This window comes from Amycolatopsis bullii, assembly GCF_014654205.1.
GTDB classification, from domain to species: Bacteria; Actinomycetota; Actinomycetes; order Mycobacteriales; family Pseudonocardiaceae; genus Amycolatopsis; species Amycolatopsis plumensis.
Map to the genome: position 1 here is coordinate 22095 of NZ_BNAW01000051.1, position 16135 is coordinate 38229.

General features: G+C 67.4%; 11 protein-coding genes. 4 read left to right on the plus strand and 7 right to left on the minus strand.

Annotated features, from left to right (window positions below; genetic code table 11):
- Positions 1-227 precede the first annotated feature (227 nt).
- The 7 genes from IE317_RS36700 to IE317_RS36730 all read right to left on the minus strand — a co-directional run bounded on the left by IE317_RS36700 (position 228) and on the right by IE317_RS36730 (position 9704).
- On the minus strand, positions 228-467 hold the full coding sequence (locus IE317_RS36700; protein WP_191315959.1) for a hypothetical protein: 240 nt from the start codon (positions 465-467) through the stop codon (positions 228-230).
- Between the two features lie 127 nt (positions 468-594).
- The gene (locus IE317_RS36705) at positions 595-2007 is read right to left on the minus strand and encodes a BNR repeat-containing protein (protein WP_191315960.1); all 1413 of its coding nucleotides are present in this window, start codon (positions 2005-2007) and stop codon (positions 595-597) included.
- Positions 2008-2310: 303 nt separating this feature from the next.
- Positions 2311-3765, minus strand: coding sequence for a glycoside hydrolase (locus tag IE317_RS36710; RefSeq protein ID WP_229903096.1), 1455 nt, complete (start codon positions 3763-3765; stop codon positions 2311-2313).
- Between the two features lie 48 nt (positions 3766-3813).
- Positions 3814-5052: an SGNH/GDSL hydrolase family protein gene (locus IE317_RS36715; protein ID WP_229903097.1), complete on the minus strand. Its 1239-nt coding sequence runs from the start codon at positions 5050-5052 to the stop codon at positions 3814-3816.
- Positions 5053-5096: 44 nt separating this feature from the next.
- Positions 5097-6167 carry a glycoside hydrolase family 43 protein gene (locus IE317_RS36720; protein ID WP_191315963.1) on the minus strand — a complete coding sequence of 357 codons (1071 nt, stop codon included), beginning with the start codon at positions 6165-6167 and terminating at the stop codon, positions 5097-5099.
- Between the two features lie 75 nt (positions 6168-6242).
- The gene (locus IE317_RS36725) at positions 6243-7127 is read right to left on the minus strand and encodes an alpha/beta hydrolase family protein (protein WP_191315964.1); all 885 of its coding nucleotides are present in this window, start codon (positions 7125-7127) and stop codon (positions 6243-6245) included.
- A 24-nt stretch (positions 7128-7151) separates the two neighbouring features.
- Complete coding sequence (locus tag IE317_RS36730) at positions 7152-9704, minus strand: sugar-binding protein (RefSeq protein WP_191315965.1); 2553 nt, start codon at positions 9702-9704, stop codon at positions 7152-7154.
- Between the two features lie 1163 nt (positions 9705-10867).
- On the opposite strand from IE317_RS36730, the gene IE317_RS45210 reads away from it, so the two are divergent.
- From IE317_RS45210 to IE317_RS36745, 4 genes are all read left to right on the plus strand, one after another.
- Positions 10868-10993 carry a hypothetical protein gene (locus IE317_RS45210; protein ID WP_268246948.1) on the plus strand — a complete coding sequence of 42 codons (126 nt, stop codon included), beginning with the start codon at positions 10868-10870 and terminating at the stop codon, positions 10991-10993.
- Positions 10994-11841: 848 nt separating this feature from the next.
- On the plus strand, positions 11842-12894 hold the full coding sequence (locus IE317_RS36735; protein WP_191315966.1) for a rhamnogalacturonan acetylesterase: 1053 nt from the start codon (positions 11842-11844) through the stop codon (positions 12892-12894).
- A 22-nt stretch (positions 12895-12916) separates the two neighbouring features.
- Positions 12917-14251: a right-handed parallel beta-helix repeat-containing protein gene (locus IE317_RS36740; RefSeq protein ID WP_191315967.1), complete on the plus strand. Its 1335-nt coding sequence runs from the start codon at positions 12917-12919 to the stop codon at positions 14249-14251.
- 68 nt (positions 14252-14319) lie between these two features.
- Positions 14320-15837: a family 43 glycosylhydrolase gene (locus IE317_RS36745; RefSeq protein ID WP_191315968.1), complete on the plus strand. Its 1518-nt coding sequence runs from the start codon at positions 14320-14322 to the stop codon at positions 15835-15837.
- Positions 15838-16135: the final 298 nt, after the last annotated feature.

Here is a 16135-nt window from a genome sequence, read left to right on the forward strand (position 1 = left end):
GGCGCCGAACACCTTCTACCTCTACCTCCGCGGCCCCCGGCAGGCACCGCTTCGAGCGGTCGCCAGGGTCCGCGTCAGCGCACGCTGAGCCGTGTCGGCAGGCGAGGCATGGCCGTCTAGGTCGGCGATCGCTCGTCTTCAGCGACACGCTCCTAAATAGCGTCAGGCCAGTCTGCTGCGGCTGGCCGAGGTCGTGGGCAGTGTCGACCATCCGAGCCGTGCCGCGCCTACACCGATCGGTCCACCCAGTGGCGGCGCACCGTGTCGACGTGGCAGGCGTCGTTGGTCGCTCGCGAAGCCGGCCAGCCTCCCGAGGCGGGATCGAGGTTGTGCCCGGCGAGCGTCTTGGCCTGCCGACGGATCGCCTCGGGGTAGGTCGTCCAGTAGAGCGCCGATAGCAGCACTTCGCCGCCGACATCGAGCAGGACGACCCGGTGTGGCGGGGGAAGTTGGGCAACTTCTTGCACTGGTGGACTCCGCGGTCGCGCTGTCGGCCCGGGCGGCCAATGGTACGAGGAATTCGCGCGACGCTCCGGCGTGGGACTTGAGCTTTCGGCGTCGATCTGGTCAAGTCCGTCACGGTCGAGTAGCGCCTCAGCCGAGCCGGAAGTCGGCCACCCGGATCGGCGAGGGTGTCGTCCCGCTCGAGTTCTGCTGGTACAGCACGGAGATCACGCCGTCGGTGGCCAGCCGCGAGTCGTCGACGTCGACCTCGCCGAACGCGTTCAGGTCCGGGCTGTACACCGTCTTCCAGTCCGTCCAGCCGCTCGCCTTGGTGGCCGCGACGATCCGCCCGTACGGCATGACGAGGTAGGCGTTGTCGCCGCGGTCGAAGACCAGCTTGGTCCGCTGGGTGGATTCGGGCGCGACCGGCACCTCGCGCTTGGTCCAGCTGCCGTCGGCCGCCCGGCTGAGGAAGAAGGTCCGGCCGTACTGCTTGCGCTGCGCGGAGTAGTTCGTGACGCACTGGGTGAACCGGCCGGGGACGTAGCTGATCACCGCGTGCGGCTGCCCGGCGGAGTCGACGGCCTGGCTCTCCTGGTTCATCAGCGCGTGGTCGACGCCGAGCGGGTCGACCACCGTTCCCGGCGACGACACGGACACCGGCGTGCCACCCGTCGTCGCGACGACCGCGCCGGCGTTGGTGCGCCAGGTCCGGCCCCGGTCGTCGCTGTAGACGTAGCCGGTCTCGTGGTTGGCCAGCCCGCCGGAGTGGCACAGCACGCCGGAGTTGCCTTCGCGCCAGGTGAAGGTGGCGTGCAGCCGCCCGCCGGGTCCGTAGGTGATGCCGTGCAGGTACATGTTGCGCGTGGTGCTGGTGACGCTGTTGCCCGACGTCCACGCGCCGGTCGCCGACGACCACTTCCCCAGCTTGCGCCAGCTGCCCCCGCTGAACTCCGCGAGCTCGTTGGTGCCGTTGCCCGAGGCGCCGGTCCGGTAGCTGAGCTGCAGCTTGCGCTCCGGAGTGACGACGAACTGCGGGTAGGTGATCGCCCCGAGGTCGACGCCGTTCAACGTCCGCTGCACCGGCCCGAACGCCGACGACGTCCAGGCGTGCGCCGCGGGCGCGGACAGCAGCCCGGCCACCGACTCGGCGTAGTAGACCTGGTTGCCGTGGGTGTCCATGGCCACGTGCAGCCGGCCGTCCTCCGGCGAGACACCCATCGAGATGACGTTGTGGGAGTCATCCACGGTCAGCTTGTGCGGCAGCGCGACGGTCTGCCACGCACCCGCGCCCGCGGCCCGCCGGGCGACCACGGCGCTGCGGTCGGCGGTGTACCAGGCCGCGTACTGGTAGCCCGCGTAGGTGAAGATGCCGCTCTGCTGGAAGGAGTCGTTGTTCACCAGCCCGTCGTAGGAGACGAAGTACAGCGCCTTGGCGTCGAGCTGGGTGTCGGCGATCTTGACGACGGACACGGCCGCCTCGGCGGGCGCGGCGGGCAGCAGCGGCAGCGCCGCGGCCGCCAGCACGCCCAGCATGCGAGAAAACGCCTTCTTGGCAGCCATGACAACTCCTTCATGATGTTAACGCGAACAGTTGATTCCGGGCACTACCGTCGTCCTTTATGGCGCCAAAGGCGCCGGCCGCGATCGCGGCAGCCACCGTGACTGCGCGGCTCGGCATCGTGGGCGACGGCCGGCCTGACCTCTGTCTCGGTCAGTCCGGTACCCGCACCGGCACCGGCACCAGGACGGGCGCCCGGTGCACGTCCACAACTCTGGGAACCGGCAGGCGGGCGTCCCCGGCGGTGCGGCAATCCTTCGGGGGCCGGGGACGTGCGGGTTTGCCACCGCCTGAACGCCGCCGCGTCAGGCGGTGACTTCGTCGAGTTGGAATGTCTGTACTTGGCCGGCTGCGAAGGGGGCTCGGAGCGTTTTGCCGTTGAGGCGGGTGTCGGTGCGTTGGGCGTATCGGTCGCTGCCGCTGCTTGTCGAGGTGGACCAGCGGGTGATGAGGCCGATGGGCAGGGTGGTGAAGCGGGACAGGTCGAAGGTCATCGTCTGGGCGGAGGTGGCGGTGTTGACCGCGACGAGAACCAGGCGGCCGGTTGCGGGGTCGTAGGCGACGGCTGCGTTGCCGGTCGAGGTACCGAGGATTTGCATGCCCGGCCGGATGTGGCGGGTGAACTGGGCCAGGACGTAGAGCTTATTCTGCACGGCGCCGGCTTGCAGGGTGTCGGGGTTGTAGCTGATGAGTGCCCATGCCGGGGTGGGGTCCATGACCTGCCAGTAGCACCAGGCTGTGGGGTGCAGTGAGTGCAGGTCGAGGCAGAGGTTGCCGGCCATCGAGAGTCCGGTGGCTTCGCGGTCGCCGTATTCGGAGTTCCACAGGACCTTGCCTGCTGCGCGGGCGTCGGCGTAGACGAGGTCCCGGCGGCCGCCGGAGCCTTGGTAGCCGTGGACGTTGATCTGGTTCACGAGGGACTTGGTGGTGGCGTCGAAGGAGTTCCACGTGCTGTGGGCGAGGTCGTAGCTGGTCTCGTCGGAGGCGGCGATGCGCGTGCCGGACAGGCCGCGGCGGTCGAGTTCTTCCCGCAGGTAGCGCAGGATGGCCCGCTGGGAGGAGGCGCCGATGTGGCAGCCCTCTTGTTTCCCGGTGGCCGGCCAGTAGGGGGACGAGGGTTCGTTGAAGGGTTCGACGGTGCGGAAGGTGACGCCGAAGCGGTCGCGGAACTGGCGGGCGACTTCGGCCAGGTGGATGCCGTGGTCGCGGTAGTGCTCGGCTTTCAGGTTGTCGTTGGCTGCGTTGGCTGCGCCGGAGGGGTTGTGGTTGGCGCACATCCACCACACTGGCGAGTTGGCGAACAATTCGGTGGTGGCGCCGCGCGCGGTGGCCTTGACCACCGCCGCTCGTTGCTTGGCGTCGGCGGTCCATTTCCACGCCGCCGAGGCCGGGTCGCTGTTGCGCCAGTCTTGCCAGTAGGCCTCGATTTGCTTGAAGCGGGGGATGTTCGGGGAGGCGACCATGGTCTGGCCGTCGACGGAGTTCCAGGTGGACGCGCCGAGGTTGTAGCGGGCGATGGTCAGCCCGAGGCCGGGAAGCGCTTTCCCGTTGTAGGTTACGGTCTTGGTGGTGAACCACAGATCGGCGAAGTCGTCGCGGTCGCCGAAGACGTTGGCCCACCAGGCGAGCGAGGTGCCCCAGCCTTCCCAGATCCCGTAGCCGGTGCGCGGGTCGACGGTGATGGTCTGGTCCGCGTGCGCGACGCCCGCGCCCGCGCCCACTGCCGCCGCCGCGACCGCGGCCGCGGTTCCGGACAGCATCGTCCTGCGTGTGATCATGAATTTCTCCTGCGGTAATCGGCCGGCACTTCAGTAGCGCAGGGCGGCCAGGTTGACGGCGTTCGCCATGGCCTGGTAGCCGCGGTCGCCTGGGTGCAGGTGGTCGCCGCTGTCGTAGGTGGGCAGGATGCGGGTGGTCTCGGCGGGGTCGCGGATTGCTGCGTCGAAGTCGGCTACGCCGTCGAAGGTGCCGCTGGTCCTGATCCACTTGTTGACGGCTTGGCGGATGTTTTCGCGTCCTGTGGTGTAGCCGCTGAAGTGGCCGAACGGGGTGATGGTGCCGCCGTAGACGGCCACTCCGGCTTGGTGGGCCTGGGTGATGAGTGTCTGGTAGGCGTCGGTGAGTTGCTTGGCCGTGAGTGTGCTGTTGGTGGTGATGTCGTTGATTCCTTCGAGGAGGATGACGTCTTTGACGTTCGGTTGGGCGAGCGCGTCGTGCGCGAAGCGGTGGAGCGCGCTGTTCCCGTTGGTGCTTCCGGCGTCGGTGAGTACCCGGTTGCCACTGATCCCGGCGTTGACGACGCCGAGTTGTGGGCCGCCGATCACGGTGGCGAGGCGGCGGGCCAGGTAGTCCGGGTAGCGCCGGTTGGTCCCCTTTGACGACTTCAGTCCGTCGGTGATGGAGTCGCCGAAGGCGACCAGTGTGCCTGTTGCGGTGGTGCTGGTCACCTCGAGGCCGGAGAGGAAGTGCCAGGAGTTCTTTGTCGAGGGATAGCGGCTGGTGCTGTCGTCTGTGGCGTGGTCTCCGGTGGTGGAAACGTAGGTCGTGTCGGCCGAGCTGGGGTGCCAGGTCGATGCGCCGGTCGTTCCTGGGACGTAGACGCTCACCAGCAGGTTCTGGTTGGTGTTCACGGTCATGGATACGGGGTCGCTGAGCTGTTCGCGGCCGGGTTGGATGGTCGCTGAGGTGGAGCCGGCGAAGGTGACCTGGTGGTGGGTGCCGGTCGTTGCGGTGCCTGCGGTGGCCTGTGTGGCGAGGTCGACGTGGCCGATGGTGAGTGGGGTGGTGCCGTGCAGGTTGGACAGTCGTAGCCGGGGGGCTGTTCCGCCGGCTGATACGTGCACTACTTGCCGGATGGTCTGGTTGGTGAATCCGGGGCCCCCGGCGTTGACGCCGGGTCCCCAGCTGCCCACCGTGGTCGTGGCTGCCGGCGCCGCGACCGCGGTGACGGTCGCGCTCGCCGTGACGAGAACCGCCGAGGTGGCCACGGCCAGCAAGCGAAGCGTGCGGTGACGGCTCGTAGTGCTGTGTTCGTGCAGTGTGGTCACGAGCGCTCCTTCGTCGGCGAACGAACTCGAACGGCGAGGGCGGCTCAGCCCCAGCGTTGCAGGAGCCGGTCGTACTCGGCCTGGGTGATCGGCAGGACGGTGCCGTGGCGCGGCTTGCCGGGCATGGTGTAGCCGGAGACGGGTGACCATTGCCGGGTGTTCAGGTCGGTGGTGGTGAACGGGACGTAGCCCCGGCCGCCGTATTCGTCGATGAACAGGTACCAGCGTTCGTCGGTGTTCGATTTGAAGACCAGCGGGCCCTCGCCTTGGCTGATCGCGTTCTTCCCGAGGCAGTCGGCGACGAACGAGTAGTTCCGGTTGAGGACGGTTGTCGACTTCTCTGCGAGGACCAGCTTGCCGCACGGGGTTTGCGACGGGCTCCGCTCGTCCTTGGTGAAGCGGTAATAGGTGCCGTTGTGCTTGATGAGCGTCGAGTCGATCGTCGAGTAGCCCGTGTCGACCCAGACCTGCGCGGGACTGAAGGTCCGGAAGTCGGATGTCGTGGCGTACATCATCCGGTTGTAGGTGGTGCCGGTGTGGTTCGGGTCGCTGGTGGAGTAGAGCTTCGACGCCCAGAACACGACGTACTGGCCGAGTCCCTCGTCGTAGTAGGCCTCGGGTGCCCACGTGTTGCCTGCCGTGTCCGGCGCGACGCGGGCCAGGCGCGGCGGGCTCCAGTTCACCAGGTCGGCCGACTCCCGGACCACGATGGACTTGCTGCCCGTCCGCTGGGCCTGGTCCCAGTTGCCGTTGCCGTACATCCGCAGGTCGGTGGCGATCTGGTAGAACTTGTCGCCCTGGGGTGACCGGATGACGAACGGGTCGCGCACGCCGCGGGTTCCCACGGTCGAGGTCAGCACCGGGTTGCCGCCGTTGAGCTGCCGCCACCGGGTCGGGTCGTTGCCCTGGCTGAGCGCGAAGTAGACCTGTTCGCCGGTGGAGGTGTTCTCGCCGGTGAAGTAGGTGAACAGGTAGCCGGCGTATTTCGGGGCCGGTGCCGCGCCGGCCGGCGGTCCGGCGGTCAGCGCGGCGAGCAGTGCGCCGACGAGAGCGATTACGGTGCGGTGCCGGCGCGGACGTCTCGGTGGGACCGGATCGCGGGAAGGCTGTGTCATGGAACCCGTCCAATGTGGTTGCGTGGTCGGACGCGGTGGGCCACCAGGGCGTCGGCGGGCCCCGCCACGGACGGGTCAGCCCAGCTGGGTTTCCCATTTGGTCTTGGTGCCGGATGCGTCGGCGGGGAGGCGGTCCCGTGCGGTGGTGTCGCCGTACATGGTCCAGCGGGCCCAGTCGACGACGGTGGTGGGGAAGCGTTTGTCGCTCCAGAAGCTGGTGTGGGTGCCGCCGATGAAGGTGAGGAAGGCCTTGGGCCATTTGATTTCGTTGTAGGCCTGGCGGGCTGAGGAGTAGGCGCAGGTGGGGTCTTTGTCGCCGTGGACGAACAGGACCTTGGCGGTGACGGAGGCGGCGGGGTTGCCCATGTCGACGCAGGATTGGGGGTTGGCGGAGATGATCCGGCTGTCGGGCCAGGAGGTGAGCAGGCCGTGGGTGACCATGCCGCCGAGGGAGTGGCCGGAGACGCCGACGCCGATGCTGGTGTTGATGTGTCCGGCGAGTGGTCCGGTGGTGTTGAGGGCGAGGGTGTTGGTGAGGATCTGGGAGACGTCTTTGGAGGTGTTGCCGTTGTTGACGTCGGTGAAGTTGTGGTTGAAGTGGGGGGCGGGGACGATGAAGCCTGCTGCGGCGAGGGCTCGGATGATGAACAGGGAGTTCTGTGGGCTGCTGCCGTAGCCGTGGGTGAAGTTGTAGACGGGGAAGACGCCGTTGGCGGTGGGGGCGTTGGTCACCGGGTTGCCGCCGGCGGTGCCGGTGGCGGGGTAGTAGACGTAGGTGGTGCAGGGGCGGCTGCCGCGTTTCCAGTCGTACTTGCGTACGCCGACGGCGAAGGGGGTGGTGGGTGCGGTGCCCAGCGGTCCGAGGGTGGCCAGTGCCGGTCCGGCGCCGAGCAGGGCCAGGCCCGCGCCCGCCGCGCCGACGGCGGTCAGGCTGAGGAACTTCCGTCGTTGCATGGTCATGATCACTCCTTGGGTGTGGAATGGCTAGCCGGCGACGGCGACCGCGTCGACGACCAGGGCGCCGCTGCGTACCTTGATTTGAATGGTGTGTCTGCCATACGTGAGCCCGCGAAGGCTGAAGGTCTGGGAGAACTCGGCCGACGCCGTCGTGCGGGCCGAGCTGTCGGCGATGCGCCCGTCGACGGTCGTCTCGAGCACGGCCGAGCCGTCGTTGGGGCCGGTGATGTCGAGTCCGGTTCCCGTGAAGGTGTAGCTCAGCGTCGAGCCGGATCCCTGGCTGGTGGACAGCGTCCGCTGGTAGGTGTACATGCTCTTGCCGCTTTCGTGAGCCCACTGCCCGCTGTAGACGAGCTTGGTGGCGGGCGGGGAGTTCAGGTCGGTCGTCTCCAGGTTGTCGAGCAGTTCGCTGTAGTACGGCGTGAAGCCGGCGAGGGTGCGGACTCGGAGGTTGTCGAACCTGGTGTGGTAGTAGCCGCTGCCGAGCTCGACGCGGCCGGGGAGCCGGGGAGCCGGATCGGTGTACCTGGCGAGGGTGACACCGTCCAGGGATGCGGTCACCTCACTGCCGGCGGCTTTGAGGGCGAGCTTGTGCCAGGCGTTGTAGGTGGTGTCGAAGCCGGCAATCCCGACGCCGCCGGAGCCACTGACCACGTTGCCGCCGGCTGCCGGCTTGTTGTCGACGATCAGCTGCCAGCCGCCGTCGAACGTGAACTTCAGCTTGTAGGGCGCGCCGACGTCGCCGTGCTGCTGCCGGACCCCGAGGACCGCGTAGTTCGCGCCGTCCTGGAGAGCATCCTTTTCGAACGAGACGTCGATGGCGGCCTCGTAGTTCAGCCACCGGCCGTCACCGATCCGGGTGACCGGATCGCCGCCGTTCCAAGCGTCGCCGAGCCCGTCGACCGACTTGTCGAGCTGCTGGCGGAGGACGTAGTTGCTCGACCGCTCCGGCCGATAGGCCTCGAAGGCACCGTTGCGATCGCTGGTGTACCGCGGTATTGCGCTCTCGGATCCGCCGCGGGCCGCGACGAAGTCCTCGCTTCCCACGATCGCGCCGCCGGTCCCGAGCACCGGAGTTCGCTTGCCGGTGTAGTCGAAGCCGTCCGCGTACAAGGTGTCGTCCCCGGGGTGGTCACCCGAACCGGAAGTGTCGGTGTCCAGCACGGTTCGCGCGCCCTCCACCGGCAGCGGTGCCCGGTACGCCGGGTTCGTGTGCCGCGCCAATGTCGTCACGGTGACCACCGAGTACGGCTTGACCGTGACGGTGTACCCGCCGTCGGAGCCGGGGGTGACGTGGCCGAGGTACTTCAGGTAGTTGACGTTGAAGGCCTGACCGGGATCCGCCGCCCGCGTCTCCCACGTTTCCAGGGCCGGCGTCCCGGCGCAGGCCATGTTGACGGTGCTGATGCGGTAGGCCTGCGGGTACTCGCTGTCGTTCATGAAGACCGTCGAGAAGTTCCGCTTGTCCGGAGCGGCCAGCGTCAGGTAGCTGGGGGTGCCGTTGCGCCCGTTGACGGGGTTCGTGCCCGCCGCCCCGGTGTGGCTCGCCTGAGGGACGGCTCGCCAGACTCCCGCGGTGTTGCCGGGGTTCTCCCAGCCGGTCTTCGCGAACCAGCTGAAGTGCCGCAAGATGTCGATGCCCACGTCGTAGTGCAGCCAGCCCGACCACGGGTCTCGCGCGCTGACGAGTTCCTTGAAGCCGTACTGCCCGCCTTCGTAGAAGGAACCGACGGCCGGCTGGTAGATGAAATTCGTCCGGTTGGAGTTGGTGAACCCCTTGATGATGGTGTTGCCCATCTCCAGCGCGCTGTTCTTCCCGCCGATGCCGGTGCCCGCGACGGTCGGATCCTTCGTGTTGTTGTTCGGCCGGAAGGCCGAGTTGCCGAAGGTGGCCTGCGCTTCGCTGTTCCAGACCTCCTTGTCGAACACCTGCGCCAGTCGCTTGAAGTTTCCCGCGCTGTCGTCGTCCGGGTTGTAGTGGTACCCGGCCACCGCGACGGCGTTGCGCAGCGCGGCGTCGTCCACCATCGCCCCGCCGAAGCTGCCCAGCCCGGCCTCGTCCGAGATCACCACCTGAATGCGGTTGTACTGTGCCCGTTCGGCGCCGTTGGCGAAGCCGGCTGCGTCCGTCCTGACCAGACTGGCGTACCGCTCGCTCCAGGTCAGGTCGGGTGGGTGTTCGTTGAGCCCCGGGTTGACGTAGTCGACCATGAATCCGTAGGTGCGGTACGCCTCGAGGATCGTCTTCTTGTACCAGGTGTAGACCTTGTCGTTGTCGGTCACCCATGCGGGTGCGTTCCAGCGCAGCAGGCTCACCTTGAGCGCGGGGTTCACCTTCTTCGCGTCCGCCGCCAGCTGGAACCCCTGATCCCGCTTGACGTTCGGCTTCTCGCCTTCCGTCCGCATGGTGGCCGGATCCGGCCCGGTGGAATTGTTCCGGTCGTTGCCCATCTCGATCTTCACGTTCGTCAGTACCGGACTCGGTCCGCCGAACAAGATCCGGAGGAGCTCTGCGTAATTGCCCGGATGCTGGGCCTTGTAGTCCATCAGCAGCTCGCTCGTGCTGTTCGCGCTGAGCATGCCGAACCCTTGAAGGTGAGGCCGTTGACGTTCCCGGCCTTGATGTCGTTCCCGTCGAGTACGATCCCGGTGCCTGCCTCGGCCGCGCTCACCGGCGTGTCGATCACCGGCCCGGCGATGACGGCCGCCACGAAGAGCGCCGACGCACACAGCACCGCGCGGGGAAGGCGGACGAGAGCCGCCGGGACTCGGGCGGATCCGCGGTCCGGCGGAGCTGAAGCGGGTCGGCGGTGCACAGTCGGGTCTCCGATCGATGTGGGGTGCCGGTACCGGCCGGTCACCACGATCCGGTGGAGCACGGCTGGCCGGGTCGGCGGTCCCGGCCGTCCGGCTCGACGCCACGCGGGAGCGCTGGACGGGGCTGGGCCGGGCGCCGGAGATGGTGCCGGGTGGGCGCGGTGGCGCTTCTAGGAAAGCGCTTTCAATCGTCGAGCACAAGAGGTCGTCTCGTCGATGCTCCGATTCGGCACGGCCGTCGTCGAACTTTCGATCAACCGGCCCAGTGCCCGCGGGGCTTCCACCTGCCGGTGACCATTCGAAGAATTCGATCGCCGGGCACCGGCTCGGCCGCGGCGGCCGCGTGCCGCCAAAGCTGTGCGGCGTCTTTCGTTTGTGACCGTTTGTGATCGATTTGGACGCAAGTGGTTGACTCCCGCCGCGACGCAGACCGAAGGTGACAGGCATCACTGCGACGGAGGAAGCGATGAGGCTTCGGGGATCGCCGGCCCAGCCCCGCCGGACGTTCGTGCCCGCCACTGCCCGGGCCCCCGTGAGCGGCGCCCGTCACCTCGCTCAGCCGTGTCCGCGACCTGCCCGGACGCCACCACGTTCGCGCTCGAAACCCTTCCACCGGCCGAAAACCGGACCGACGAGGGGTGACGCCGTGGCCGAGGAGGTCCGATGAGCGTGCCGGGAGACCGTTCCGCGGTGGGGTGGCCACGCCGGACGCTGCCGGTCGGTGCGGGTGCGGTGATCGCCGCCGCCGGTTCGGCGGCGCTGTCGTCCGGCACCGCCGGCGCGGCAACGCGACATCGGGTGATCGCCGGGCACCACGCCGACCCGTGGGTGACGCGCTTCGGTGATCGGTACTCCCTCTCTCCGGCCACGGACGGCGCCCGGGCTTGGCGGGGACGTCGGTCCATTCCTCTCCGATCGATCCCTCGGTGTTCGCCGACGCGAACGGCAGCCCGGACCTGTACTTCGGCAACGGAACCTGCTTCGTCGTCCGGCTCGGGCCGGAGATGCTGTTCTTGAGCGGCAGCCCACCCGCAACGGCGTCTACTCCCTGATTTGGTCCGGGGACGCCAGCCAAGGCCACCGGGAACCCCGTGGTCAAGCGGAACCCGTCGGCGGGCATCCTCGCCACTGGCAGCAGCTGTGCCTTCCGGCGGCCCGGGGCCGACGAGTGGTCCATCGCCTGCCACCGGTTCAAAAACCCGGGCGGAGACGGGCAGCGCCGGAAAGTCGGCAATCGACCGCCTCTTCTTCTTCGACGCCGGCGGCAGCATCAAGCCGGTCGTGTCCCCCATTGACTCTGTGAGAAGGCCGACGTGCTCGGAAGGCCCGGCGGCCGGGGGAGATCACCCATGCCGCTCGGCTGGTTGCACGTGCCTGCAGTAGTCATTCACTCGGCGGCCGATGGTGTTACTTCAAGGCCTTCGTCGAAAAGATTCGAATCAGTGTTCCGGGGCAGTGTCCAGGCCGATCGAATGATCGCATGATCGTGTGACCGGTTCGCTCCCCGTATTTCGTGACCGAAATTTCGTCGCTGCCTGTGCAGTTGCCGGATGACGACGTTGACAGTCTTGAAAAAATCCTGGTGATGAGGTTCCATCTTCACAAGTGAAGTCGGTAGTTGGTGGTGAACGTTCACGATCGACTCCTCCCTTTCTGCAGCTCGCCACGCCGTCGGTCAAGGGAGATCGAATGACCGAATGCATCAGACCGGGTATTGGCGGTCGGCTTAAGAAAGCGCTTTCTGTTGGCTCCGGAACGATGAGGCAGCCTCGCCGGTCTGCCGCCGCACCGCCGAGCGGGAGTCCGTCCGGTGAAGCACCTGTGCTCGGCAAGTCGCCTGCTCGCCGGTCGTAGAGCGGGCAGCCGCTATCCACATACAGCAAACCCGACAGGAGAATCCATGTCTCTCAAACGCCAAGCCGTCGTTCTGGCCGGGATGGCGGTAGTCGCCCTGGCGCCGGTTCCGTCGGCGGTGGCAGCGCCGTCGGCGTTGCCAGCGCAGTGTTCGGGGACGGCGCCGATCAAGTGCCACTTCGACGTCTCGCCGGGCAACTACGACGTCACCGTCGGGCTCGGCAGCTCCGCGAAGTCGGCGAACACGTCGATGTCGGTCGAGGCACGCCGGCAGATCCTGAACGCCGTCTCGACGAGCGCGGGCGAGGTGGTCCCGACCACGGTGACGGTCAACGTGCGCAACCCCGAGGGACAGCCCACCGGCCAGGGCGGCACCGGGACGCCAGGCCTGGACATCACCTTCGCCGGCAGCGCGCCCGCGATCACCTCGTTGACGGTGACCGCGGCCACGTCACCGCTGGTCGCGTACATCGCGGGCGACTCGACGGTGTGTGACCAGATGCTCGCGCCGTGGACGGGGTGGGGGCAGGAGTTGCCGGCGAATGTCCGCAACGGTGCCGTGGTCGCGAACTACTCGGACTCCGGCGAGAGCTCGGGGAGCTTCCTGTCCAACAGTGCGTTGTTCCCGCGGATGAAACCGTTGATCAAGAGCAAGGATCTGGTGTTCATCCAGTTCGGGCACAACGACAAGCAGACGACGGCGACGGCGTTCCGGGACAACCTGACCAAGCTGGTCAACGGGGTGCGGGAACGTGGTGGGGTGCCGGTGCTGGTGACGCCGCCGGTGCGACGGCAGTTCAGCGGGACCAAGCTGACTCCGACCGCGTTGCACGTCAACGGCAAGGGTGTGGACCTGCCCGCGGTGATCCGGGCGCTGGGCAGCAGTGCGAACGTGCCGGTGATCGACCTGACGGCCAAGAGCAAGGCCCTCGTGGAGTCGCTCGACCCGTCCGCGTCGCAGAAACTCTACCTGACCCAGGCCACGGACGGCGTCAAGGACAACACGCACTTCTCGGTGTACGGCGCGACGCAGATGGCGAACCTGGTCTTGGAGGGCATCCGCGAAAAGAACCTTTCTCTCGTCGCCTACCTCCGCTGAACGAAAATTCTGGAGTGAACGAATGAAACCCGTTGTCCTGGGCCGGACCCTCGTGTTTTCGGTGGCTGTGGTGGCCGCTGCCGCGATCGCCGGCACTCCGGTGGCCGCCGCTGGGCCCGCGGCCGCGACCACCTACTACGTCGCGCCGTCGGGCAGCGACAGCGCCGCCGGGACGCAGGCCGCCCCGTGGGCATCGATGGCCCACGCCCAGGCCGTCGCGAAGCCGGGCGACACGGTCTACCTCCGGGGTGGCACCTACGTGTACTCGCGCGCGAACAAGAGCTGTGCCAGTCAGACCGACCGGGTGGACGCGATCACCCTGAACAAGAGCGGCAGCTCGGGCAGCCCGATCCGGTACTGGGCCTATCCGGGGGAGAAGCCGGTGTTCGACTTCTCCCGGATGAAGGACGACTGCCGGATCGAGGGTTTCGACGTCACCGGCAGCTGGATCCACCTCAAGGGCCTGGAAGCCAAGGGCGTGCCCCAGAACAACAACCGCAACCACGAGTCGTGGGGCATCTGGATCTCGGGCAGCAACAACACCTTCGAGTTGATCGAAAGCCACCACCACATGGGGGCCGGTCTGTTCATCCAGAACGGCGGCCACAACCTCGTCCTCAACTCCGACTCGCACGACAACTACGACCTCCGCACCTCCAACGGCGCAGGGGAGAGCGGTGACGGATTCGGCGCGCACATCTCCGCCGGCAACCCCGGCAACGTGTTCCGCGGATGCCGGGCGTGGTGGAACTCCGACGACGGGTTCGACCTGATCAGCGCCTACTCGCCGGTGACCATCGAGAACTCCTGGGCGTGGCGCAACGGGTACGTGCCGGGGACCACCACGGCCGCGGGCAACGGAAACGGCTTCAAGGCGGGCGGCTACGGCGGCAACTACGACTCCGGAGCCGTCAAGCACACCGTCCGCAACTCGGTGGCGTTCCTCAATAAGGCGGCGGGCTTCTACGCCAACCACCACCCTCTCGCCAACGACTACTTCAACAACACCGGTTACGGCAACAATCCCGACTTCAACATGCTCGGTGTCAGCACCAGCGGCGCGGCCGTCGGACGGGGCAACCTGCGCAACAACATCGCCTACACGGGCACCCTCACGTCCAACATGAACGGCACGAACGCCGCGAACAACTCCTGGAACCTCGGCATCGCCCTGTCGGACGCGCAGTTCCAGAGCGTGTCGACGACCGGCTGGGAGTCGGCACGCCAAGCCGACGGCAGCCTGCCCGTGCGGCCCGGCCTCCGGCTCGCCGCGAGCAGCAGCCTGATCGACAAGGGCACCGACGTCGGATTGCCGTACAACGGGAAGGCGCCGGACCTGGGTGCCTTCGAATCCTGAACCGGTACACCGGGAGCGCGGAAGGCCGGATGAATCGCCGATTGTCCGTCCCAAACGAAGGATACGAAATGGTGATCAAAATTTCCCAGCGAATGATCGTCTCGGCGCTGGTTCCGCTGGTACTGGCGCTGACGCCGGTCGGCGGCTCCGCCAGTGCCACCGCGGCGACTCCGGCGCCGCAGGTGGCCGCGGCGGCCACGATCCAGAACGACGTGTTCTGGAAGGACACCGCCGGGAACCCGATCTATTCCCAGGGCGGAGGTGTGCTGAAGGTCGGCGACACGTACTACTGGTACGGGGCGAAGTACAACGGCGCGGTCACGTACTACAACAACCCCTCCGCCGGGAAAAACGGCAACACTTCCTTGAGCGCGATCACGATCTATTCGTCCACCGATCTGGCCAACTGGAAGTTCGAAGGCAACGCGATGACCGCCTCGGACCTCGGGGGAGCGGGCTGGGTCGGCCGGATCGGGGTCGCGCGCAACCCCAACACGGGCAAGTACGTGCTGATCTCCCAGCTCAACAGCGAGCTGGTGTTCGCCACGAGCAGCACGCCGAACGGCCACTTCACCCGGGCGGCCACCCAGTCGAACATCGCCAACGTCACCACCGGCATGTCCGGTGACCAGTCGGTCTTCGTCGACGACGACGGAAAGGCCTACCTGGCCTTCAGCAACAAGAGCGGCCGGTCGCACCTGTACGTCGCGGCGCTGCGGCCGTCGGACTACCTGCAGGTCGAACCCGCCGCGAACATCTACAACAGCTCCGCGGGCGGGCGTGAAGGCAACATCATGTTCAAGTACAACGGCACCTACTACTTCTGTTCCTCGGACCTGCACGGCTGGAACGCGTCCCACACGTACTGCAACACGTCGAAGAAGGTGTCGAGCGGATACGGCCCGGAGTTCGTGATGCAGGGCACGGACGCCGACTTCTCGCACGTGACGCAGACCGGCCTGGCGTTCACGGTGACCGGCTCGCAGGGGTCGTTCGTGATGTTCGGCGGGGACCGCTGGAGCGACTTCGCCGGCAACGGCATCGGCTACAACGACTGGGTGCCGGTGACGTTCAACGGCTCGACGCCGGTGTTCCACTCGCTCAGCCAGTGGAACGTCGACGCGGCCGCGGGCACGTGGTCGGTCGGCAGCGGCAACAACTACGTGCTGAACCCGAGTGCGGAGGCCGACCGGGTGGCCCAGAACGACCTCGCCGGCTGGACCACCACCGGCGGTGCGGTGAACAGTAACAAGCAGGGCGGGCACACCGGGCGCTGGGCGTTCGCGCAGAGTTCGTCGTCGGCGTACAACGCCAGCAGGTACCAGAACATCTCGCTGCCGAACGGGACGTACACGCTGTCGGCGTGGGTGAAGAGCAGTGGCGGGCAGAAGAAGGCGACCATCTTCGCGAAGAACTTCGGAGGCAGTGAGCTGAGCTCGTCGATCAACCGGTCGATCGGTAGTTGGACGAAGGTGACGATCTCCGGCATCACGGTGACCAACGGGTCGATCCAGGTGGGCGTGTCCTCCGACGCGAACGCGGGCAACTGGGTGAACGTCGACGACTTCAGCCTGGTGCAGGGCTAGCCGGGTCGCCGCACGCCGCCGTTCCGCCGGCGGTGAACCCACCCGATGTGGCGTTCGGTGCGCTGGGAGGGACACACGGGACGCCACATCGGGTGGTGAGCCGGGAGCCGTTGCCTTGTCCAGCACGGCCTCGAGGCCGTCCGCGGCCAGGCGCGTCGAGGCGTGCCACGCCCGCGCCGTGGCTGAGCGGGTTGCGCGCCACCGCCTGGCCGTCGGCCGCCGGCCCGTCTCCACAGGACTAGGCGTGGATCTTGCCTGACTGTGGACGTTCACGGGAAATTGTCGAACAGCCTTGAAA